Here is a 21225-nt window from a genome sequence, read left to right as displayed (position 1 = left end):
GAAGGAAAAGGCGTCGAAGGATGGTCTGGGATCCGCAGCAATATCTGAAGTTCTCCGGCCATCGGCTCCGGCCGGCCGTCGACCTGTTGATGCGGATTCCGGATTTTGCCCCGCGCGCGATCGCCGATCTCGGCGCCGGCGCCGGCAACGTCACCAAATTGATCAGGGAGCGCTGGCCGGAGGCGCGCGTGACCGGTGTCGAGGGCTCGGCGGAGATGGTCGCGGCAGGACGCAAGGCCGCCCCTGACGTGGAATGGTCACATGAGGATCTCGGCCATTGGAGTCCCGTCGGGCAGTACGACCTGATCTATTCCAATGCCGCACTGCATTGGCTACCCAATCATGCGGCGCTGTTTCCGTCGCTGATGGAGAAGGTGACGCCTGGGGGCATGTTCGCGGTGCAGATGCCGCGCAATTTCCTCGCGCCGTCGCATGTGCTGATCGGCGAGACTGCGCTCGATGGCCCATGGCGGTCCAAGGTGGAGCATCTCGTCACCCCGCCGCCGGTGGAAGGGCCGGCCTTCTATCACGATCTGCTCGCGCCGATGTCGGCCAACATCGACATCTGGGAGACCGAATATCTGCAGGTGCTCGAAGGCGACAATCCCGTGAAGGAATGGACCAAGGGCACCTGGCTGACGCGCTATCTCGACGTTCTCCAAGGCGAAGAGAAGGCCGCGTTCGAAGCCGCCTACGGGATGCGCGTCGCAAGGGCCTATCCGAAGAATGCGGCGGGGCAGACGCTGTTCCCATTCCGGCGCCTCTTCATGGTCGCGCAACGCAAAGGCTGATGACGCTGCCGCAATGCGGCATAGCATGCGTTGCCTTGGACTCGCGCGGATGCCGGCTTGCGCATTCGGCGGTCATCACGTTAGCTTGGCAGCGCTTAGCTCTCGTTGTTACCGACGGCTGCGGCCCAATAGCAACAATACCAACGGTCGGGGGCAATTGCGCTCCCGACCGTTGCGCTTGAACGATCCAATGGGGGGACACAAGTTGCTGCGTGTGCTGAATCGTTTTCTCGATCATCTCGAGGAATGGCTGATCGCGACGATGATCGCGGCTGCGACGTCGCTCATCTTCGTCGCGGTGCTGCACCGTTACGGCGCCGGGCTGTCGATCGACATCGCCAAGTGGGCGGAAGCCCGCAACCTCGCCTTCCTCGCCGTGCCCGCGCGCGCGACGTTCGCCTGGCTCGCTGCGCTCGATTTGTCGTGGGCGCAGGAGCTCTGCATCTACATGTTCATCTGGATGGCGAAGTTCGGCGCCGCCTATGGCGTGCGGACCGGCATCCATGTCGGCGTCGACGTGCTGGTCAACATCCTGCCCGGCGGCTCGCGCCGCCGCATCATCACCTTCGGCCTGCTGTGCGGCGCGCTGTTCACCGCCATCGTCGGCTATTTCGGAGCCGCCTTCGTCACCCACATGTGGCACAGCGGCCAACAGTCCAACGACCTCGAAGCGCCGATGTGGTTCGTGTATCTCACCATCCCGCTCGGCTCCGCCCTGATGTGCTTCCGCTTCCTGCAGGTCGCCTGGTCGTTCTACCGCACCGGCGAGCTGCCGCATCACGATATGGCGGGCGTCGAGGGTGTCGAGGCGGATCCGGTGCATCCGGCGCCGGTCACGCCGACCCAGGTGGTCCGGGACGAGCGCAGCCCGCTCGGCTGGATCCTGATGCTGCTGCCGGTCCTGATCGTCGCGCTGTGCTTCGCGCATGCCGGCCACGTCATCACGCTGCCGCAGGGCCTGCGCGTCTTCATCGTGTTCGCGCTGCTGATCTCGCTGATGCTGACGGGCATGCCGATCTCGATCGCGCTGGGTCTGACCGTGCTCAGCTTCATGTTCACGCTGACTGACGTGCGAACCGAATCGGTGGCGCTGAAGCTGTTCACCGGCATCGAGAATTTCGAGATCATGGCGATCCCGTTCTTCATCCTGGCCGGCAACTTCCTGACCCATGGCGGCGTGGCGCGGCGGATGATCACCTTCGCGACCTCGCTGGTCGGCCATTGGTACGGCGGCCTTGCGCTGTCGGGCGTGGTCGCCTGCGCGCTGTTCGCCGCGATCTCAGGCTCCTCGCCGGCGACCGTGGTGGCGATCGGCTCGGTGATCCTGCCCGCGATGGTCGCGCAAGGCTTTCCCAAGCGGTTCGGCGCCGGCGTGATCACGACGTCGGGCTCGCTCGGCATTCTGATTCCGCCATCGATCCCGATGGTGCTCTACGCCGTCTCCACCAACAGCTCGGTGGGCAAGCTCTTCATCGCCGGCATCGTGCCGGGGCTTGCGCTCGCCACGCTGCTCGGCATGACGACGTTCTATCGCGCCTGGCGCAACGACTATCCGCGGATGCCGAAGGCGACCTTCATGGAGCGTCTCGATGCGTTCCGCAAGTCGATCTGGGGCATCCTCCTGATCGTGATCGTGATCGGCGGCATCTACAGCGGCCTGTTCACGCCGACTGAAGCGGCCGCCGTCAGCGCGGTCTACGCCTTCATCGTCGCGGTGTTCATCTACAAGGACCTGAAGCTGCGCGATGTGCCGCGCGTGCTGCTGTCGTCGGCCAACCTTTCGGCGATGCTGCTCTACATCATTACCAATGCCGTGCTGTTCTCGTTCCTGATGACCTACGAGAACGTGCCGCAGGCGCTGGCGCAATGGATGATCGACCAGGGCCTGGGCTGGATCGGCTTCCTGCTGCTTGTCAATCTGCTGCTGCTGCTCGCGGGCAACGTGATGGAGCCGTCATCGATCATCCTGATCATGGCGCCGATCCTGTTTCCGGTCGCGGTCAAGCTCGGCATCGACCCGATTCATTTCGGCATCCTGATGACGGTCAACATGGAGGTCGGCCTGTGCCATCCGCCCGTCGGCCTCAATCTCTACGTCGCCTCGGGCATCGCCAAGATGGGGATCACCGAGCTCACGGTCGCCGTGTGGCCGTGGCTGCTGACGATGCTGGGCTTCCTCGTGGTGGTGACCTATTGGCCCGGCCTGTCGCTGTGGCTGCCGCGGCTATTGGGGATGTAGCGGTGCGACAGGCATAGGAAGGATGTTCGAGATCGTCGAACCGAAGCGGGCGAGGGTCGGGTAGGAGGCCGTCGCCAAGTCCTCCGTCATTGCGAGCGCAGCGAAGCAATCCAGAGTCCCTCCGCGGAAAGATCCTGGATTGCTTCGCTGCGCTCGCAATGACGAATTGATAGGGCCGGGCGCTTACGCAAATCATGGCCGGTACTCGCCCGGCCATGAGATTTGCGCCTACGTTGCCTTCCTACTCCGCGCTGCTCACCAGCTTGATCCGCGGTGCCTGCGCCTCGGTCAGGCTGCGATAGGCGGCGAGGTAGTCCAGGGCCATGCGCCGCGCGGTGAAGCGCGTCTCGAACTGCTTGCGGATCGCGGTGCGGTCGAGTTGCGGAAGCCGGTTCACCACGCCCGCGGCGCTGATGACGTCCTCGACGATGAAGCCGGTGAGGCCCTCGTCGATGATCTCCGGCACCGAGCCGCGGTTGAAGGCGACGACCGGCGTTCCGCACGCCATGGCCTCGATCATGACGAGGCCGAACGGCTCCGGCCAGTCGATCGGCAGCAAGAGGCCGAGCGCGCTGCTGAGGAAATCCGATTTCTCGTGATCGCTGATCTCGCCGATGAAATCGACCAACGGATTGTTCTCGATCATCGGCCGGATCAGCTCGTCGTAATAATCCTGGTCGGCACGGTCGACCTTGGCCGCGATCTTGAGCGGAATGCCGCAATGGGTCGCGATCTTGATGGCGCGATCGACGCCCTTCTCGGGCGCGATGCGGCCGAGCACGGCGAGGTATTCCTGTTTCGCCGGCTTCGGCGTCAGCAGATTCTCCGGCAGGCCGTGGTGGATCGTCGTCACCCAGTTCGCCTGCGGCACCGGCCGCCGCTGTGCATTGGAGATCGAGATGACCGGCATCTTGGTGAAGGTATTGAAGACCGGCTGATGCTCGGGAAGATCGAGCCGGCCGTGCAAGGTCGTCACGAACGGGGTCGGCTGGCGGTGGAACAACGACCAGGGATAATAGTCGAGATGGAAGTGGAGGAAATCGAACTCCTCGTCGTCACATTTTTGCCGCACCCGCTCCAGCAGCACCATGTGCAGCGCGTTGGGATCGCGCACGGAACCGTCGAGCCGAAGCGCCCGCGGCCATAATGCATCGAGCTTGGCCGATGTCCGCGAGTCGCCGCTGGCGAAAAGCGTCACGTCATGGCCCAGGGCCACCAGCTCTTCCGTCAACCAATGCACCACCCGCTCGGTGCCGCCATACAGCTTGGGTGGAACAGCCTCCGTCAACGGAGCTACCTGCGCGATGCGCATCTCACCATCTCCTCTGCGATCATGAATGTTGAAACCCCCGCCTTTACGGCACCGGCAATGCCAGACGAGGGAACGTTCCCGCACCTGCGAAGTTCCTTCCCGCGAACGTTACATATTCGACACGTCGGGGAAGCGTCGCGATGCTGCCACTACATCTTCGCAGATCGTCCGCATCCGCATGTCGTGATGGGATTGCCCGGGAACCGAGGCGAAGCGGTCGATGTTCACTCGACCAGTAACGAAACGAAAAACCAGCATAACGGGGCGACAGCCATATGGATCAGCTTTCTGGGTACGCGCGTAGGCCATTTGCCTTTGTCCTGCGCTATCTCCGGCGTCGTCTCGCGTCGCATTTGGTGATCCTGGCCGCGGTCGTGGGGGCCGTTGCCTGCTCCGTAGGCACCCAGTATGGCGTGAAAGCCCTGGTCGACGCCTTGTCCGCCGGTCCCTCGTATGGCGGTGGCGTATGGCTGGCATTCATTCTGCTCATGTCACTCATTGCCGCCGACAACTTCCTGTGGCGGATCGCGAGCTGGACAGCGAGCTTCACCTTCGTCCGGGTCACGGGCGATTTACGGCGTGACATATTTCGTCATCTGACCGGCCACGCGCCGAGCTACTTCTCGGACCGGATGCCCGGCATGCTGACGAGCCGCATCACCGCGACCTCGAACGCGGTGTTCACCGTCGAGAACATGTTCGTCTGGAATGTGTTGCCGCCGTGCATTGCCACAATTGCGGCAATCATCCTGATTGGAACCGTCAGTCCCTATATGGCGCTCGGCCTGATCGCGATCGCGGGCGGCATGGTGGTTGCGATGTTTCGTCTCGCCGCGGCAGGCAAGCCGCTGCATGACGATTTCGCCGACAAGGCCGCGCTGGTCGACGGCGAGATGATCGACGTCATCAGCAACATGCCGCTGGTGCGCGCCTTTTGCGGCATCACCCACGAGCATGAGCGGTTCGACGCGACGGTGAACCAGGAGCTGACCGCGCGCAGCCGCAGCCTGCGTTATCTGGAGAAGCTGCGGCTGTTGCATGCCGTGATCACCGTGCTTCTGACCATTGCGCTGATGGCCTGGGCGATCTCGCTCTGGCAAAAGGGCCAGGCGACGACCGGCGACGTCGTGCTGGTCTGTACGCTCGGCATCTCGATCCTGAGCGCGACGCGCGATCTCGCGGTGGCGCTGGTCGACGTCACCCAGCACGTCGCGCGTCTGACCGAGGCGATCGCCACGCTACTGGTGCCGCACGAGCTCCGCGATCACCCCGAGGCCGAGCCCCTGGTGAAGAGCGGCGCGGCCATCGCGTACAACAACGTCACCTTCGGCTATCCCGGCAGCGACAAGATCTTCGAGCGCTTCAGCCTGCGCCTCCAGCCCGGACAGCGCGTCGGACTGGTCGGCCAGTCCGGCGGCGGCAAGTCGACGCTGTTCACGTTGCTGCAGCGCTTCTACGACGTCGACGAGGGCAACATCACCATCGACGGCCAGGACATCTCGAAGGTGACGCAGCTGAGCCTGCGCGAGGCGATTTCCGTCGTGCCGCAGGACATTTCCTTGTTCCATCGCTCCATTCGCGAGAACATCCGCTACGGCCGGCCGAACGCGACCGACGACGAGGTGCTGCGCGCGGCGATCGCGGCGCGCTGCGACTTCGTCGAGAGCCTGCCCGAGGGCCTCGACACCATGGTCGGCGACCGCGGCGTCAAGATGTCGGGCGGCCAGCGCCAGCGCATCGCCATCGCGCGCGCCTTTCTGAAGGACGCGCCGATCCTGCTGCTGGACGAGGCGACCGCCGCGCTCGACAGCGAATCCGAGGAGGCGATCCGCGAGGCGCTGTCGCGCCTGATGCGCGGCCGCACCGTGATCGCGATCGCCCATCGCCTCGCGACGCTGCGCAATTTCGATCGCGTCGTGGTGTTGAGGAATGGTAAGATCATCGAGGACGGCTCGCCCGAGCGCCTGATGCAGGGCCACGGGCCGTATCGTGAGCTGGTCACGCAGGAAATGAGCCGGCTCGCGCAAGCCGCCGCGTAGACCAACAGTCGCGTTCTCGAGTCGGTCGCGTTTCGAATCAAGCGCAGGGGAGCAGCTCATGTCGGCAGAAGCCGTAACCCAGTTCGTCTCCGTGACGCGGACCTCGGAACAGGTCGCGGAACAGCCTTTCTACATTCCGATGACCGGGCCCTCGGCCCGGCCGCGGCGCTCGCTCAAGCACGACGACACCTTCATCGTGCTCGACAGCCATGGCGACATCGGCGCGTCCGCCGGTGGGCCGGACGGGCTGTTCCATCATGACACGCGCTATCTTGCGCGGCTGGAGCTCGTGCTCGACGATCTCCAGCCGCTGCTGCTCGGCTCGAATCTGCGCGACGACAATTCGGCGTTGACCGTCGACCTCACCAATCCGGACATCTACCGGCAGGGCAGCCTCGTTCTGCAAAAGGACCTGCTGCACATCGTGCGCACGATCTTCCTGTGGCGCGGCACCGCCTATCAGCGCATCGGCGTGCAGAACCATGGCGAAGGGCGCACCAGCTTCAACTTGACGCTGCTGTTCGGCAACGACTTCGCCGATCTGTTCGAGGTCCGCGGCGAGCGGCGACCGCGCCGCGGCATCGGAACGAGCCGGCTGCTCGGACCGACCGACGTCCTGTTCGAATATCGCGGTCTGGACGACACCGAGCGGACCACCGGGCTGCATTTCGATCCGCGCCCGACGCGGCTCTCGGTCGATGCCGCGACCTGGGAGCTCGACCTGGAGCCGCACCAGGCCAAATCGCTGTTCGTCGCCGTGTCCTGCAACCGGCCGCTCGCGGAAAAGCCGGTGCGGTTCTTCCCGGGCCTGCTGGCGCACCGCCGCGAGATGCGGCACCAGACGGCTGGCGCGGCCAGCATCGAGACCTCCAACAACATCTTCAACGAGGTGCTGTGCCAGGCCATGGCCGACCTCAACATGTTGATGACCGAGACGCCACAGGGACGTTATCCCTATGCCGGCATTCCCTGGTACTCGACGACGTTTGGGCGCGACGGCCTCATCACCGCGCTGCAGATGCTCTGGGTCGATCCGCGCATTGCCAAGGGCGTCCTGCGCCGGCTCGCGCATTTCCAGGCCGCGGCGGTCGATCCGCTCGCGGACGCCGCGCCCGGCAAGATCCTGCACGAGATGCGCGGCGGCGAGATGGCCGCGCTCGGGGAAGTGCCGTTCGCGCATTATTACGGCAGCGTCGATTCGACCGCGCTGTTCGTGCTGCTCGCAGGCAGCTATTTCGAGCGCACCGGCGACAAGGCCACGTTGATCGAGCTGTGGCCCGCGATCGAGGCGGGGCTCGCCTGGATCGACGGTCCTGGTGATCCCGATCAGGACGGCTTCGTCGAATACCAGCGTGCCACCGAGAAGGGGCTGGCGAACCAGGGCTGGAAGGATTCCTATGACGCGATCTTCCATGCCGACGGCCGGCTTGCCGAGGGCAACATCGCGCTCGCGGAGGTCCAGGGCTACGTCTTTGCCGCCAAGCAGCTCGCCGCGCGTTGCGCGCTGCGGCTCGGCAAGCCGGACCGCGTTCGCAAGCTCGAGGCCGAAGCCAAGGCGCTCGCCGAGCGCTTCGAGCAGGCGTTCTGGTGCGAGGAGCTCGGCACCTATGCGCTTGCGCTGGACGGCAAGAAGCGGCCCTGCAAGGTCAGGACCTCGAATGCCGGGCAGGTCCTGTTCAGCGGTATGGTCCGCGAGGACCGCGCGCGTCTCGTCGCCGCCGATCTGATGCGGCCGCATTTCTTCTCGGGCTGGGGCATCCGCACCGTCGCGCAAGGCGAGGTGCGCTACAACCCGATGTCCTATCATGACGGATCGATCTGGCCGCACGACAACGCGCTGATCGCGCTGGGCCTGGCGCGCTACGGCCTCAAGCATTCGGTGGCGCATGTCTTCAAGGGTCTGTTCGATGCCGCGACCTACATGGACCTGCGCCGGTTGCCCGAATTGTTCTGCGGCTTCCGGCGCGAGAAGCGGCGCGGGCCGACGCTCTACCCGGTCGCCTGCGCACCGCAGGCCTGGGCCAGCGCCACGCCGTTCACGCTCCTGGAAGCGGCGCTCGGCCTCGAGTTCGACGTGGCGCGGGGCGAAATTCGCCTGCGCAACCCGCATCTGCCGGCGTTCCTCAACGAGGTGATCCTGCACGATCTGCGCCTCGGCGAATCCAGCGTCGATCTTCGCGTCAGCCGTCACGGCGACGACGTGGCGCTGGAAGTGTTGCGCACGCGCGGTCAGATCCAGGTCTCGATCGTGCTGGCGCGCTAGAGGCGCGAGGAGGAGTTCATGCGTGCGACCGGATGGTTGATCCTGAGCGTGGCGATCGTCGCGGGCTTGACGGTCGCCGGATCGCGCGCGGCCGAGGAGCCGCCCGCATCCCCGAGCGAAGCAAAGGCACCGGCAACGGTGCAACCGCCGGCTTCCACGGTGCCCGTCACGCCCAAGGACGCCGCGCCACCGCCATCGGTGACCATCATCGGCGCGAGCGAGGCCCACGGTGTTCTCGGCCGCGACGTTCGCAGCGCCGCCGGCGAGGACATGGGTCGCATCGTCGACGTCATCGTCGATCGCACCGGTCATGTCCGCGCTGCGGCGATCGATTTCGGCGGCTTCCTCGGAGTCGGCAGCCGCAAGATCGTCGTCGACTGGAACGCGCTGCGCTTCGGCAAGATCGCCAACAAGAAGGACAGCATCACGCTGGAATTGACCAAGGCGCAGGTCGCGGCCGCACCGGAATACAAGGAGGACACGCCGATCGTCGTGCTCGGCGCGTCCGGCAGCCTTCAGCCGCTGCAAGCGATCCAGTGAGGTGCAGGGAGGGCTGACCGCCCGTGTTGTTATCGAGGAAGCCGAACCATGCAGATCGCGGCGGCGTCGTCGAGCAGGACAACGTCGTGGAGCCGGCGGCTGCGGGCATTCCGGCCCCGTCGCGGCAGAGCCTCCGCGGCCTCGACTGGTTCATCTTCTTCCTCGCCGACGTGCAGACCGGATTCGGTCCCTTCATCGCGGTCTATCTGACGACGCAGAAATGGACCCAGGTCGAGATCGGGTTCGTGCTGTCGATCGGCGGCATCGTCGCCCTGATTGGCCAGATGCCGGGCGGCGCGATCATCGATGCCGCGAAATCGGAGCGCCTCGTCGCCGCCCTCGCGATCGCGACCATCGGCGCCTGCGCGCTGGCCTATGCGGCGATGCCGATCTTCGCCGTCGTGGTGACCGCCGCCACGCTGCATGCGATGGCGAGCTGCGTGCTCGGGCCGGCGATCGCCGCGATCAGCCTCGGCCTCGTCGGCCCGCTCGCGATCGGCGAGCGGCTCGGGCGCAACGCGCGCTTCGCCTCGCTCGGGAACGGCGTCGCGGCGGCGGTGATGGGCACCGCGGGCTACCTGTTATCGAGCCGCTCGGTCTTCCTGGTCACCTTCCTGCTCGTGATTCCAACCCTGATCGCTCTGTCGCGCATCCGCGAGAACGAGGTCGACATCAGGCGCTGTCACGGCGAGCTGCCGCCTGAAGCCGCCGAGCGCGGCGACCCCAATATCTGGCACCTGATCCGGCAGCGCCCTCTCATCGTGTTCGCGCTCAGCGTGCTGCTGCTGCAGCTGGCGAATGCCGCGATGATGCCGCTGATGGCGAGCGCGGTGACGGCGCGATCGAGCCAATGGGCGACCGTGCTCGTCGCCTTTTGCATCGTCGTTCCGCAAGCGATCGTGGCGCTGCTGTCGCCGACGGTCGGGCGCAAGGCGCAAGCGTGGGGCCGGCGGCCCTTGCTGCTGATCGGATTCGGTGCTCTGGCGATTCGCGGCCTGTTGTTTGCGACCGTTCGCGATCCGTATCTGTTGGTGCTGGTGCAGGTGTTCGACGGCATCACCGCGGCGGTCTTCGCGGTGATGATCCCGCTGATCGTCGCCGACGTGGCCTTCGGCAGCGGGCATTTCAATCTGGCGCAGGGGATCGTCGGCACCGCGACGGGCATCGGCGCGTCGCTGAGCACGGTGCTTGGCGGCTATGTCAGCGACAAGTTCGGCAATGCCACCGCATTCATCGGGCTGTCCGGCGTTGCGGCAGCGGGACTCCTGCTGATCCTGTTTGTGATGCCGGAGACGCGGCGCACGGGTCTGACCGCCACCAAAGAAATGGCCGGCTGAACGAATTCAGCCGGCCAAAGTCGGTGGGGAGGAAGATTGGGATCAGGCATCGAGATTGTGCAGGCGCTGGCGGTTGCGCAGCACGATCTGGCGGGCACCGGAGAAACCGAGGATGCCCTGAGCGTGAAGCTGCGACAGCGCGCGCGACACGGTCTCCAAGGTGAGGCCGAGATAGTCGCCGATGTCGCGGCGGCACATCGGCAGCGCCATCATGCCGGCGACGGCGAGGCGGCGGTCCATTTCGAGCAGGAAGGTCGCGACGCGCTCCATCGCAGTCTTGCGGCCCAGCAGCAGCATGTGGTCCTCGGCATGGCGCAGCTCGCCGGCGGTCATGGCCCAGAGCTTGCGGGCGACCTGCACGTCGGTGCCGGCGGCCTTTTCCAGGCTTGCGCGCTTCACGAGGCGAACGGTGGTGTCGATGATGGCTTCAGCGGCGAGGCGGTGAGTGGGACCGGATTCGAGGCCGAACACGTCGCCGGGAAGATGGAAGGCGCCGATCTGGCGGCGGCCGTCGGAGAGAAGCTTGTAGCTGCGCACCGCGCCGGTGACGACCTGATAGACATATTCGGCCGCCTCGTCCTCGCCATAGATCTCCTCGTCCTTGCTGTAGGAGAACTCGGTGGCGGCCAGGCCGACATGGCCCGCGATGGCGCCGAACTGGTCGGTAACGGGGTGGGCAGGAGCAATCTTGCCACCGACTTGGGTGTTGATCGCCTGGGTGTTGAGCGTCTGGGTCAGCATCTGCGCCATCTCCGTTGTGATGGAGCACTGCTACGATGAAACACGCAATCCGGAAATTTCGCGCGTTATCTTAGGGATGTTTACTTACGTAGAGTCCCGTAGGTCACGCCCCGGGGCGGTCCTGGATGGCGTGGCGGATGCATTTGACCAGGTTTTCGTCGAGAAGCGGCTTCAAAACCACGTCCTTGATGCCCGCTGTCGCGGCCCTGGCCGAGATGTTCTCGTCGGGGTAGCCGGTGATCAGGATCACCGGCGCGTCGCGGTGCGATTTGCGCAGCCGGCCGGTCAGGTCGATGCCGTTGATGTCGGGCATCTTGTAGTCGATGACGTAGCAGTCCGGCCCGGGCGCGGCGCCGAGATTGAGCAGCGCCGTGCCGCTCCTGAAGGTCCGCACGGAAAAGCCGTCGGTCTCCAGCAGGAACCGCAGGGATCCGAGGACTGCGGCATCATCGTCGACCACAAAGATGGTGGGTTGTGGGGAGGACGACGGCCGCGCAAGATGTGGGCTGACATCAACCATGCTGTCTGGTTAGCACGGCGCCGTGAAGCCACCTTGACCTGCCTCAATCCTCGAGCATGCCTGCGCGCATCGCCAAGCGAACCAGTTCCGAAAGGCTGCTCGCCTGCATCTTGGTCATGACGTTGGCCCGGTAGACCTCGATGGTCCGCGGGCTGATGTCGTATTCGCGGGCGATCAGCTTGTTGGAGAGGCCCGCGACCAGCCCCTCCATGACCTGGCGCTCCCGCGGGCTCAAGGATGCGACGCGGGCGGCGATGTCTTGTGCGAGCGCCTCGTTCCTGGCGGCGGGCTCGGCCTGGCGGAGCGCCGACTCGATCATGGCGGTGAGCCGGTCATCGTCGAACGGCTTCTCCAGGAAGTCGACGGCCCCGAGCTTCATCGCCTCGACTGCCAGCGGCACGTCGCCATGACCGGTCATGATCAGGATCGGGAACGGGCTTTGCTGCGCCTTCATCCGCTTCAAGAGCTCGATGCCGTCAAGGCCGGGCATGCGCACGTCGGAGATGACGCAGCCGAAACCGAGGCCGGGCAGGGCTTCGAGAAAGGCGAGCGCGTCGTCGAACAAAGTGACGGCGAAGCCGGCGGAATCCAGCAGGAAGTTCAGCGAGTCCCGCATCGCCGCGTCGTCGTCGATGACGTAAACATGTCCCTTGGTCGTCATGGATCAGCTCTCGTCGGTTGCCGGCAGGGTGAAGCGGAACGTCGCTCCGCCCGCTGCGTTGCTCTCGGCCCACATGCGGCCGCCATGGGCCTCGATGATCGAGCGGCTGATGGAGAGTCCCACGCCCATGCCGGTGTCCTTGGTGGTGAAGAAGGTCTGGAACAGGTTTGGAATGATGTCTTCCCGGAAGCCGATGCCGGTGTCGGAGACCTCCACCTCGATCATGCCGTCGGTGACACGGATGTTGGCGACAACGAGCTCGCGCCGCTGCGACTGCGCCATCGCTTCGAGCGCGTTGCGGAACAGGTTGACCAGCACCTGCTGAATCTGCACCCGGTCGGCGAGAACGAGGTCGGCGTCCGGATCGAGGCTGAAGCGGAGCTGCACGTTCTGCTCGCGCGCGCCGGCGAGCCCGAGCGCGCCGGCTTCCTCGATCAGCTTGGACAGGCTCTCGACCCGCTTCTCGGACTCGCCGCGGGAGACGAAGTCGCGCAGGCGGCGGATGATCTGGCCGGCGCGCTGTGCCTGCTCCGCCGCCCGGTCCAGCGCGCTTTCGACCTTCGGCATGTTGGGATCGGTGCTGCCGGCGAGGAGGCGCCGCGATCCCTTCATGTAATTGCTGATCGCCGCCAGCGGCTGGTTGAGCTCGTGGGCGAGCGCGGAAGCCATCTCGCCCATCGCGGTCAGCCGCGACACGTGCACGAGCTCGGATTGCAGCTCCTGGAGCCGCGCCTGGGTCTGCTGGTGCTCGGTGAGGTCGCGCACGAAGCCGGTGAAATAGGGCTCGCCCGCGCGTTGCGTCTTCCCGACGGACAGGTGCATCGGGAACGTCGTGCCGTCGCGGCGTTTGCCGGTCACGATGCGGCCGATGCCGATGATGTGCGCATCATTGGTCCTGAGATAGCGCGCGAGATAGCTGTCGTGACGCGACTGATCGGGTTCCGGCATGAGAATGCTCACGTTTCGGCCGATCGCTTCCTGCCTGCTGTAGCCGAACAGCCGCTCCGCGGCGCTGCTGAAGAGCTGCATGATGCCGCGTGAATCGATGACGATCATGGCATCGGGCACGGTTTCGAGAATCGAGCGAAGATGATTCTCTTGGGATCGCAGGGCTTCCTCGAGCTGCTTCTCCTCGTTGATGTCGAGGAATATCCCGCTGAGGTGACGCGGCGTGCCCGCATCGTCGCGGATCACGCCGGCCCTGGCCCGGATCCATTGACCCTTCCCGGATGCGCCCCCGATCTTGAAGGACAGGTCGAGACCCCCGCCGCCTTCCGACGTGCGCTCGATCGCCTTCAGGAGGTGGTCCCGATCGCCCGGCTGCAAGAGCGACAGAAAGAGATCGTAGCTCACCTCCTGGTCCGGCTGCAGGCCAAACAGCCGCCTGGCCATGTCCGACCATTCGAGTTCGCGGGTCTGCAGGTCGAGGTCCCAGGTGCCGACGCCGAATCCCTCGATGCGGACTCGGAAATGCTCGCCCCGACCATCGTCTGCCTGATGGGTTACGCGGGTCGGCGCCAAGCTCTGCTCCTCTTCTCGGCGGGTCGGCAGGACGCCTTTACCGCTCCGGGAATGTCGCCCAAGGCTTGGCCTGAGGCAAGCGCGGACGTTGAATCCGCTGGCGAATTCCCCATTGCCGGGAGAGCGGGCCACCAGAGGCGTCGGATTTGATCTATCTCAGCCTGTTGCGTGGCAACAGGTCTAGGATTCGAAAGAAATTCTGTAATGCTGGAGATCCCCGATGACATACGCGACCGTCATGGTCAGCCTGGCGCTCGATCAGCCCAACGAAGCACGTCTCCAGGTCGCAGGCGAACTCGCCGAACGATTCGAAGCGGCCATCGTCGGGGTGGCTGCGGCGCAGTTCACCCCGCCGCTCTATTTCACCGACGGCGCAGAAGCGCAAGCGCTGATCGACGAGGGCGAAGCTTCGATCAAACGGCGGCTCGCCGGCCTCGAAGCGCAATTCCGCGCGGCCATGAAAAATCGCGGTGGGCATGCGGAGTGGCGCAGCGCGATGGATTATCCGGCCCGCTTCGTCACGGCGCAGGCGCGTTGCGCCGACATCGTCGTTAGTGGTGGGCAGAGCCCGGCCTTCTCCGATGCTTTCTCGCTGGCGAGCCCCAAGGACCTGGTGATGGAGGCCGGCCGCCCGCTGCTCGTCGTTCCCCACCGGGCCAACTGGCTCGACCTGCGCAGCGTGCTGGTGGCGTGGAAGGACACGCCGGAAGCGCGGCGGGCGGTGGCGGGCGCGCTGCCGATGCTGCACAAGGCGAAGGACGTCACCATCGTGGAAATCCCGGAGCGGGGCGACGACCGTTCGGCCGTGATGGCCGGTGTCAGCGACGTTGCCGCCTGGCTCGGCCGCCACGGCATCACCGCGACTGCGCGGGTCCTCGAGGCCGCAGGAAGCGAAACCGCTGCCGCGCGGTTGGAGAAAGTCGCCGGCGACACCGGCGCGGGCCTGATCGTCGCGGGCGCCTATGGTCATTCGAGATTTCGCGAACTGATCCTCGGAGGCGTCACCCAATATCTGGTGACGCAAACCGTCCGCAGCGTGCTGCTGTCGCACTGACCATCGGCCGGCCAGTTTGAGGAAATCGAGGAGGACGCGCCGTGTACCAATTTCTTGAACAGACCGTCGATGGCTACATGACGCGCAACGTCAAGACGGTGCAGCGCGGCCTCGACTTGTTCCAGCTCAGCGAGATGTTCGAGACCGACGATTTCAATTCCTATCCGGTCGAAGACGACGGGCAGGTGGTCGGCATCGTCACCAAGTTCGACATCCTGAAGTGCTTCGCCTTCACGCCGAGCCAGATGTTGCCGCGCTACGACGACCTGATGAGCCGCAAGATCGGCGACGTGATGACGCCCGAGTTCATCTACGTCAGCCCCGACACGCGGCTGACACGCGTGCTCCAGATCATGGTGGAGCATCGCATCAGGAGCATCATCGTGCTCGACGGCACACAGAAGCTGGTCGGCATCATCGCGCGCGAGGACGTCATCGCGGCGCTCAAGGCGACGGCGCGGGAGTGAGGACGGATCCTTTGGTTCCAATCCGTGATTTCACGGAGGTGTCTGCGTGCGATGGCCCTGCGCGCGGGGAGGGAAGGCACCTCAGCTGGCGGCACATCGGCTCACATTAACAGAAATCCATCCAGCTTGATTTCAATCAATTCGCCGCGAGGGTGGATGTGGTTTCTGGCAGCGTGTTCTTTCAGAGAGAATCCGCATGAGCCAGCCCTCCATCTCAAAATCCATGACCATCGGTGAAAGCGGCTTGGCTGTCGTATTCGCAGTCACCGCTTTCCTCTGCGTGATCGCCTCGGCCAAGGCGCTCGATGCGCCCTTCGCGTTCCACGCTGCGCTCAGCGCGGCGGCCAGCCTCGCTGCGGTGTTCTTCATCGTTAACCGCTACTTCGAGCGGCCGGCGGCGCTGCCGGCCCAGGAGATCAACGGCCGCCCGAACTACAGCATGGGACCGATCAAGTTCTCGGCCTTCATGGCGATGTTCTGGGGCATTGCCGGATTCCTCGTCGGCCTCATCATCGCCTCGCAGCTGGCCTGGCCCGCGCTGAACTTCGATCTGCCCTGGATCAGCTTCGGCCGCCTGCGTCCGCTGCACACCTCCGCGGTGATCTTCGCCTTCGGCGGCAACGTGTTGATCGCGACCTCTTTCTACGTGGTGCAGAAGTCCTGCCGCGCGCGCCTTGCCGGCGACCTCGCGCCGTGGTTCGTCGTGCTCGGCTACAACTTCTTCATCCTGATCGCCGGCACCGGCTATCTGCTCGGCGTCACCCAGTCAAAGGAATATGCCGAGCCGGAATGGTACGCCGATCTGTGGCTGACCATCGTCTGGGTCGTCTATCTGCTTGTCTTCCTTGCCACCATCTTCAAGCGCAAGGAGCCGCACATCTTCGTTGCGAACTGGTTCTATCTCGCCTTCATCGTGACGATCGCGGTGCTGCATCTCGGCAACAACCCGGCGCTGCCCGTTTCGGTGTTCGGCTCGAAGTCCTACGTCGCCTGGGGCGGCATCCAGGACGCCATGTTCCAATGGTGGTACGGCCACAATGCGGTCGGCTTCTTCCTGACCGCCGGCTTCCTCGCCATCATGTACTACTTCATTCCGAAGCGCGCCGAGCGGCCGATCTATTCCTACCGGTTGTCGATCATCCACTTCTGGGCGCTGATCTTCCTCTACATCTGGGCCGGTCCCCACCATCTGCACTACACGGCGCTGCCGGACTGGACGCAGACGCTCGGCATGACCTTCTCGATCATGCTGTGGATGCCCTCCTGGGGCGGCATGATCAACGGCCTGATGACGCTGTCGGGGGCCTGGGACAAGCTGCGTACCGATCCCGTGCTGCGCATGCTCGTCGTCTCCGTCGCCTTCTACGGCATGTCGACCTTCGAAGGCCCGATGATGTCGATCAAGGTGGTCAACTCGCTCAGCCACTACACCGACTGGACCATCGGCCACGTGCATTCCGGCGCGCTCGGCTGGGTCGGCTTCGTCTCCTTCGGCGCGCTGTACTGCCTGGTGCCGTGGGCCTGGAACCGCAAGGGCCTCTACAGCCTCAAGCTCGTCAACTGGCACTTCTGGGTCGCCACCCTCGGCATCGTCCTCTACATCTCGGCGATGTGGGTGTCCGGCGTCCTGCAAGGCCTGATGTGGCGCGCCTACACCTCGCTCGGCTTCCTCGAATATTCCTTCATCGAGACCGTCGAGGCCATGCATCCCTTCTACATCATCCGCGCCGCAGGCGGCGGCCTGTTCCTGATCGGCTCGCTGATCATGGCCTACAATCTCTGGATGACGGTTCGCGTCGGCGAACAGGAAGTCCAGATGCCCGTCGCCCTTCAGCCGGCGGAGTGAGGAGCTCAAGCAATGTCGTTCTGGACACGCCACCAAATCTTCGAAAAGAACTCGATCATCCTGATTGTCGGCATCCTGCTAGTGATCGCGGTCGGTGGTCTCGTCGAGATCACCCCGCTGTTCTACCTCAAGAGTACGATCGAGAAGGTCGATGGGGTCAGGCCCTACACGCCGCTCGAGCTGGCGGGGCGCAACGTCTATGTCCGCGAGGGCTGCTATCTCTGCCACTCGCAGATGGTTCGCCCCCTGCGCGACGAGGTCGAGCGCTACGGCCACTTCTCGCTCGCGGCCGAGAGCATGTACGATCACCCGTTCCAGTGGGGCTCCAAGCGCACCGGCCCGGACCTCGCCCGCGTCGGCGCCAAATATTCCGACGAATGGCACGTCACCCATCTGGCCAACCCGCGCGCGATCGTGCCGCAGTCCGTGATGCCCGGCTATCCGTTCCTCGGCAAGGCCGAGATCGACCCGGATGCGATCGCCGGCGACATGCGCGCGCTCAGGACCGTAGGGGTGCCCTATAGCGACGAGCAACTCGCCAATGCCGCCGCCGACCTGAAGGCCCAGGCCGATCCGGACAATGCCGGCAGCGACGCCTTCACCAAGCGCTACGCCAAGGCCGTCGTGCGCAATTTCGACGGCAAGACCGGCACGCCGACCGAGATGGACGCGCTGGTTGCGTACCTGCAGATGCTCGGCACGCTGGTCGACTTCAAGATCTACAACGAGAAAGCCAATCTTCGCTGAGAAGGCATGAACGATGAAAGCCATCCTGACCGTCCATAATCTTGCGTCCGATCTCGTGACCACGATCTGGACACCGGTGTTCGTCGCGATCTTTCTCGCGATCATCGCCTACGCATTTTGGCCCCGTAACAAGGCTGCGTTCGACAAGGCAGCGCACCTGCCCTTGCGGGAGGAGTGAGAAACCATGACCGATCATTCTAGCGACATCGATTCCGTCTCCGGCAAGTCCACGACCGGACACGAGTGGGACGGCATCAAGGAGCTCAACACGCCGCTGCCGCGGTGGTGGGTGATCACCTTCTATCTCACCATCCTCTGGTCGATCGGCTACTGGGTCGTCTATCCGGCCTGGCCGCTGATCCAAAGCAACACCACCGGCCTGTTCGGCTACTCCTCGCGCGCCGACGTCGCGGTCGAGCTTGCCAATCTCGAGAAGATCCGGGGTGACAAGATGGCGGCGCTGGGCACGGCCTCGCTCGCCGACATTCAGAAGGATCCGGCTCTGCTGGCGCTCGCCCGCGCCAAGGGCAAGACCGTGTTCGGCGACAATTGCGCGCCCTGCCACGGCACGGGTGCGACGGGATCCAAGGGCTATCCCAACCTGAACGACGACGAATGGCTGTGGGGCGGCTCGCTCGATCAGATCATGCAGACCATCCAGTTCGGCGTGCGGTCGGGCCATGCCAAGTCCCATGAGGGCCAGATGCTCGCCTTCGGTAAGGATGGCGTGCTGAAGGGCGACGAGATCGTCACCGCCGCCAATTACGTGCGGTCGCTGTCGGGCCTGTCGACCCGCAACGGCTATGACGCCGCCAAGGGCCAGAAGATTTTCGCCGAGAATTGCGCCGCCTGCCATGGCGATTCCGGCAAGGGCAACCAGGAGATGGGCGCACCTGATCTGACCGACAAGATCTGGCTCTACGGCTTCGACGAGGCCAGCCTGATCGAGACCATCGGCCAGGGCCGCGCCGGCGTGATGCCGGCCTGGGAAGGCCGGCTCGATCCCGCCACCATCAAGGCGATGGCGGTCTACGTCCACTCGCTGGGCGGCGGCAAATAGCGGAACAGGCAGCAAACGGAGGCCAACAAAAGTGCCTCCGTTTGCGCTGGATCAACTGACGCGGCGGAGTCGGGTCTAGGTTTAATCGCACCTCCTGAAAAGTTTTGGCGATGAACAAGACCGTGAACCCCAAAGACCTCATATCGGGTGACGATTACGGGCCGCTCTACGCAGCCCGCAAGAAGGTCTATCCGCAGAGCGTCTCGGGCACGTTCCGCCGGATCAAATGGGGCCTGATGGCATTCTGCCTCGGCGTCTACTACTTCCTGCCCTTCGTGCGCTGGAATCGCGGTCTCGGGGCGCCGAGCCAGGCGGTGCTGATCGATCTTCCCAACAGCCGCTTCTATTTCTTCTTCATCGAGCTGTGGCCGCAGGAGGTCTATTACTTCACCGGCCTGTTGATCGTCGCCGCGGTGGCGCTGTTCCTGATGAACTCCGTCGGCGGCCGGATCTGGTGCGGCTATCTCTGTCCGCAGACCGTCTGGACCGACCTGTTCTACGCGGTCGAGCGCCTGATCGAGGGCGACCGGCGCGAGCGCATGAAGAAGGATGCCTCGAGCGATCCGATGAAGCTCGAGCGCATTTCCGAGATCGTGCTCAAGCATTCGATCTGGCTCTTGATCGCCTGGTGGACCGGCGGCGCCTGGGTGCTCTACTTCAACGACGCGCCGACCCTGGTGAAGGAGCTCGTCACCTTCCAGGCGCCGATGATCGCCTATGTCTGGATCGGCATCCTGACCGCAACGACCTATCTGCTCGCCGGCTTCATGCGCGAGCAGGTCTGCACCTATATGTGCCCGTGGCCGCGCATCCAGGCCGCGCTCACCGACGAATGGGCGCTCAACGTCACCTATCGCTATGACCGTGGCGAGAAGCGCACCTCGGTGAAGAAGGCCGCCGAGCTGCGCGCCCTCGGCCAGCAGGTCGGCGATTGCGTCGATTGCTACCAGTGCGTGGCGGTCTGCCCGACCGGCATCGACATCCGCAACGGACCGCAGATGGAATGCATCCAATGCGGGCTCTGCATCGATGCCTGCGACAACGTGATGACCAAGATCGGCCGGCCGAAGCGGTTGATCGGCTACGACAACGACATCAACATCCACCGCCGCCAGGAAGGCAAGGCGCCGATCTACCGGATCGTCCGCGCCCGCACCATCGCCTACAGCGCGATCATCGCGGCGGTCGGCGGCTTCATGATCTATACGCTGGCGACCCGCAGCCTGCTCGACGTCAACGTGCTGCACGACCGCAACCCGGTCGCAGTCAAGCTCAGCGACGGCTCGATCCGCAACGCCTACACCGTCCGGCTCCTGAACAAGAGCGGCTACGACCGCGCCATCGCCATCGACGTCGAGGGGCCCGTGAACCCGACGATGCACGTCGTCGGCGTCGATTCGGCCACGCCGGACCGGCCGATCATTGTGATCCCGCGCGATGCGACCAGCGAGCTGCGGCTGCTGGTCACCGCGCCGGCCGAAAATAATCCGGAGAAGTCGATTCCGGTCCGCTTCCACGTCATGGACATCGGGCTGGGCGTCGCCGCGACCGCCACCGACAATTTCGTTTCGCCTTGAGCGATCAGGAGACCGCCATGTCATCCAAGCCGCTGACCGGAACCAAAGTCTTCCTGATGCTGCTCGTCTTCTTCGGCCTCGTGATCGGCGTCAACGCGACCATGATGAAGCTCGCGATCGCGACGCTGCCCGGCACCGACGTCGACAGCCCCTATGCCGCGGGCCTCGTCTACGAGCGCGAGATCTCCGCAGCGCAGGACCAGGCCGCGCGCAAATGGAAGGTCAACGCCCATATCGAGCGCCGCGACGACGGCGGCGCCTCGGTCCAGGTCGAAGCCCGCGATGCCGGCGGCCAGCCGATCTCCGGGCTGAAGTTCGGCGGCCGGCTGGAGCGGCCGACCGACAAGCGCGCCGACCTCGCCGTCGAGCTCAGCGAAGCCGGCATCGGTCTCTATCGCGGCAATGCGGCGTCCGTTGCGCCGGGCCAATGGGACCTGGTGATCGAGGGCGAGGCGCGGGGGACGCGCGTGTTCATGTCGCGCAACCGCGTGATCCTGAACTGAAGGATTC

19 protein-coding genes and 1 pseudogene are annotated in these 21225 nt (G+C 64.8%); 15 read left to right on the top strand and 5 right to left on the bottom strand.

Annotated elements, in window-relative coordinates; genetic code table 11:
- The first annotated feature begins 20 nt into the window (after positions 1 to 20).
- The 3 genes and pseudogenes from ABIA40_RS19020 (at position 21) to ABIA40_RS19010 (ending at position 3030) form a co-directional block, all read left to right on the top strand.
- Positions 21 to 791, top strand: a complete 771-nt coding sequence (locus tag ABIA40_RS19020) for a methyltransferase domain-containing protein (RefSeq protein ID WP_271545578.1) — start codon at positions 21 to 23, stop codon at positions 789 to 791.
- Positions 727 to 1530, top strand: a pseudogene (locus ABIA40_RS19015) (TRAP transporter small permease); the annotation flags it as partial. The gene ABIA40_RS19020 and the pseudogene ABIA40_RS19015, both read left to right, overlap by 65 nt.
- A gap of 219 nt (positions 1531 to 1749) precedes the next feature.
- Complete coding sequence (locus ABIA40_RS19010; protein WP_246732131.1) at positions 1750 to 3030, top strand: TRAP transporter large permease; 1281 nt, start codon at positions 1750 to 1752, stop codon at positions 3028 to 3030.
- 241 nt (positions 3031 to 3271) lie between these two features.
- On the opposite strand, the gene ABIA40_RS19005 is transcribed toward ABIA40_RS19010, so the two are convergent.
- On the bottom strand, positions 3272 to 4342 hold the full coding sequence (locus ABIA40_RS19005; protein ID WP_271545576.1) for a glycosyltransferase family 4 protein: 1071 nt from the start codon (positions 4340 to 4342) through the stop codon (positions 3272 to 3274).
- Between the two features lie 275 nt (positions 4343 to 4617).
- Here ABIA40_RS19005 and ABIA40_RS19000 point away from each other — a divergent pair, with 275 nt between their 5' ends.
- Genes ABIA40_RS19000 through ABIA40_RS18985 form a run of 4 tightly spaced genes read left to right on the top strand, consistent with a single transcriptional unit; the run spans position 4618 to position 10521 of the window.
- On the top strand, positions 4618 to 6381 hold the full coding sequence (locus tag ABIA40_RS19000; RefSeq protein ID WP_157280949.1) for an ABC transporter ATP-binding protein: 1764 nt from the start codon (positions 4618 to 4620) through the stop codon (positions 6379 to 6381).
- Between the two features lie 58 nt (positions 6382 to 6439).
- Complete coding sequence (locus ABIA40_RS18995) at positions 6440 to 8644, top strand: amylo-alpha-1,6-glucosidase (RefSeq protein WP_271545574.1); 2205 nt, start codon at positions 6440 to 6442, stop codon at positions 8642 to 8644.
- A gap of 18 nt (positions 8645 to 8662) precedes the next feature.
- Complete coding sequence (locus ABIA40_RS18990; RefSeq protein ID WP_271545572.1) at positions 8663 to 9184, top strand: PRC-barrel domain-containing protein; 522 nt, start codon at positions 8663 to 8665, stop codon at positions 9182 to 9184.
- A gap of 23 nt (positions 9185 to 9207) precedes the next feature.
- Positions 9208 to 10521, top strand: a complete 1314-nt coding sequence (locus ABIA40_RS18985) for an MFS transporter (RefSeq protein WP_275496725.1) — start codon at positions 9208 to 9210, stop codon at positions 10519 to 10521.
- Positions 10522 to 10563: 42 nt separating this feature from the next.
- Here the strand turns inward: ABIA40_RS18985 and ABIA40_RS18980 are convergent, their stop codons facing one another.
- The 4 genes from ABIA40_RS18980 to fixL all read right to left on the bottom strand — a co-directional run bounded on the left by ABIA40_RS18980 (position 10564) and on the right by fixL (position 13964).
- Entirely contained in the window at positions 10564 to 11262 is a 699-nt protein-coding gene (locus ABIA40_RS18980) for a helix-turn-helix domain-containing protein (RefSeq protein WP_404542797.1), read from the bottom strand.
- Between the two features lie 103 nt (positions 11263 to 11365).
- Positions 11366 to 11782 carry a response regulator transcription factor gene (locus tag ABIA40_RS18975; protein ID WP_271545567.1) on the bottom strand — a complete coding sequence of 139 codons (417 nt, stop codon included), beginning with the start codon at positions 11780 to 11782 and terminating at the stop codon, positions 11366 to 11368.
- Between the two features lie 43 nt (positions 11783 to 11825).
- A complete protein-coding gene (fixJ, locus tag ABIA40_RS18970) occupies positions 11826 to 12443 on the bottom strand; it encodes a response regulator FixJ (protein ID WP_157280953.1) in 618 nt (205 codons plus the stop codon).
- A gap of 3 nt (positions 12444 to 12446) precedes the next feature.
- Positions 12447 to 13964, bottom strand: a complete 1518-nt coding sequence (fixL, locus tag ABIA40_RS18965) for a sensor protein FixL (RefSeq protein WP_404542794.1) — start codon at positions 13962 to 13964, stop codon at positions 12447 to 12449.
- Positions 13965 to 14184: 220 nt separating this feature from the next.
- On the opposite strand from fixL, the gene ABIA40_RS18960 reads away from it, so the two are divergent.
- From ABIA40_RS18960 to ABIA40_RS18925, 8 genes are all read left to right on the top strand, one after another.
- A complete protein-coding gene (locus tag ABIA40_RS18960; protein WP_404542792.1) occupies positions 14185 to 15018 on the top strand; it encodes a universal stress protein in 834 nt (277 codons plus the stop codon).
- A 41-nt stretch (positions 15019 to 15059) separates the two neighbouring features.
- Positions 15060 to 15485 carry an HPP family protein gene (locus ABIA40_RS18955; protein WP_271545560.1) on the top strand — a complete coding sequence of 142 codons (426 nt, stop codon included), beginning with the start codon at positions 15060 to 15062 and terminating at the stop codon, positions 15483 to 15485.
- Positions 15486 to 15681: 196 nt separating this feature from the next.
- Positions 15682 to 17331, top strand: coding sequence for a cytochrome-c oxidase, cbb3-type subunit I (ccoN, locus tag ABIA40_RS18950; RefSeq protein WP_404542790.1), 1650 nt, complete (start codon positions 15682 to 15684; stop codon positions 17329 to 17331).
- A gap of 12 nt (positions 17332 to 17343) precedes the next feature.
- Positions 17344 to 18078, top strand: coding sequence for a cytochrome-c oxidase, cbb3-type subunit II (gene ccoO, locus ABIA40_RS18945; protein ID WP_404542787.1), 735 nt, complete (start codon positions 17344 to 17346; stop codon positions 18076 to 18078).
- 13 nt (positions 18079 to 18091) lie between these two features.
- A complete protein-coding gene (locus ABIA40_RS18940) occupies positions 18092 to 18256 on the top strand; it encodes a cbb3-type cytochrome c oxidase subunit 3 (protein WP_025034779.1) in 165 nt (54 codons plus the stop codon).
- Between the two features lie 6 nt (positions 18257 to 18262).
- Positions 18263 to 19138: a cytochrome-c oxidase, cbb3-type subunit III gene (gene ccoP / locus ABIA40_RS18935; RefSeq protein ID WP_404542784.1), complete on the top strand. Its 876-nt coding sequence runs from the start codon at positions 18263 to 18265 to the stop codon at positions 19136 to 19138.
- Positions 19139 to 19248: 110 nt separating this feature from the next.
- Positions 19249 to 20715, top strand: a complete 1467-nt coding sequence (gene ccoG, locus ABIA40_RS18930; RefSeq protein WP_404542782.1) for a cytochrome c oxidase accessory protein CcoG — start codon at positions 19249 to 19251, stop codon at positions 20713 to 20715.
- 17 nt (positions 20716 to 20732) lie between these two features.
- Positions 20733 to 21218: a FixH family protein gene (locus ABIA40_RS18925; protein WP_404542779.1), complete on the top strand. Its 486-nt coding sequence runs from the start codon at positions 20733 to 20735 to the stop codon at positions 21216 to 21218.
- Positions 21219 to 21225: the final 7 nt, after the last annotated feature.

The organism is Bradyrhizobium sp. USDA 223 (assembly GCF_044909005.1).
Taxonomy (GTDB): domain Bacteria; phylum Pseudomonadota; class Alphaproteobacteria; order Rhizobiales; family Xanthobacteraceae; genus Bradyrhizobium; species Bradyrhizobium yuanmingense.
Note: the sequence above shows the minus strand (reverse complement) of the source record. Positions and strands in the feature narration are given on the sequence as shown.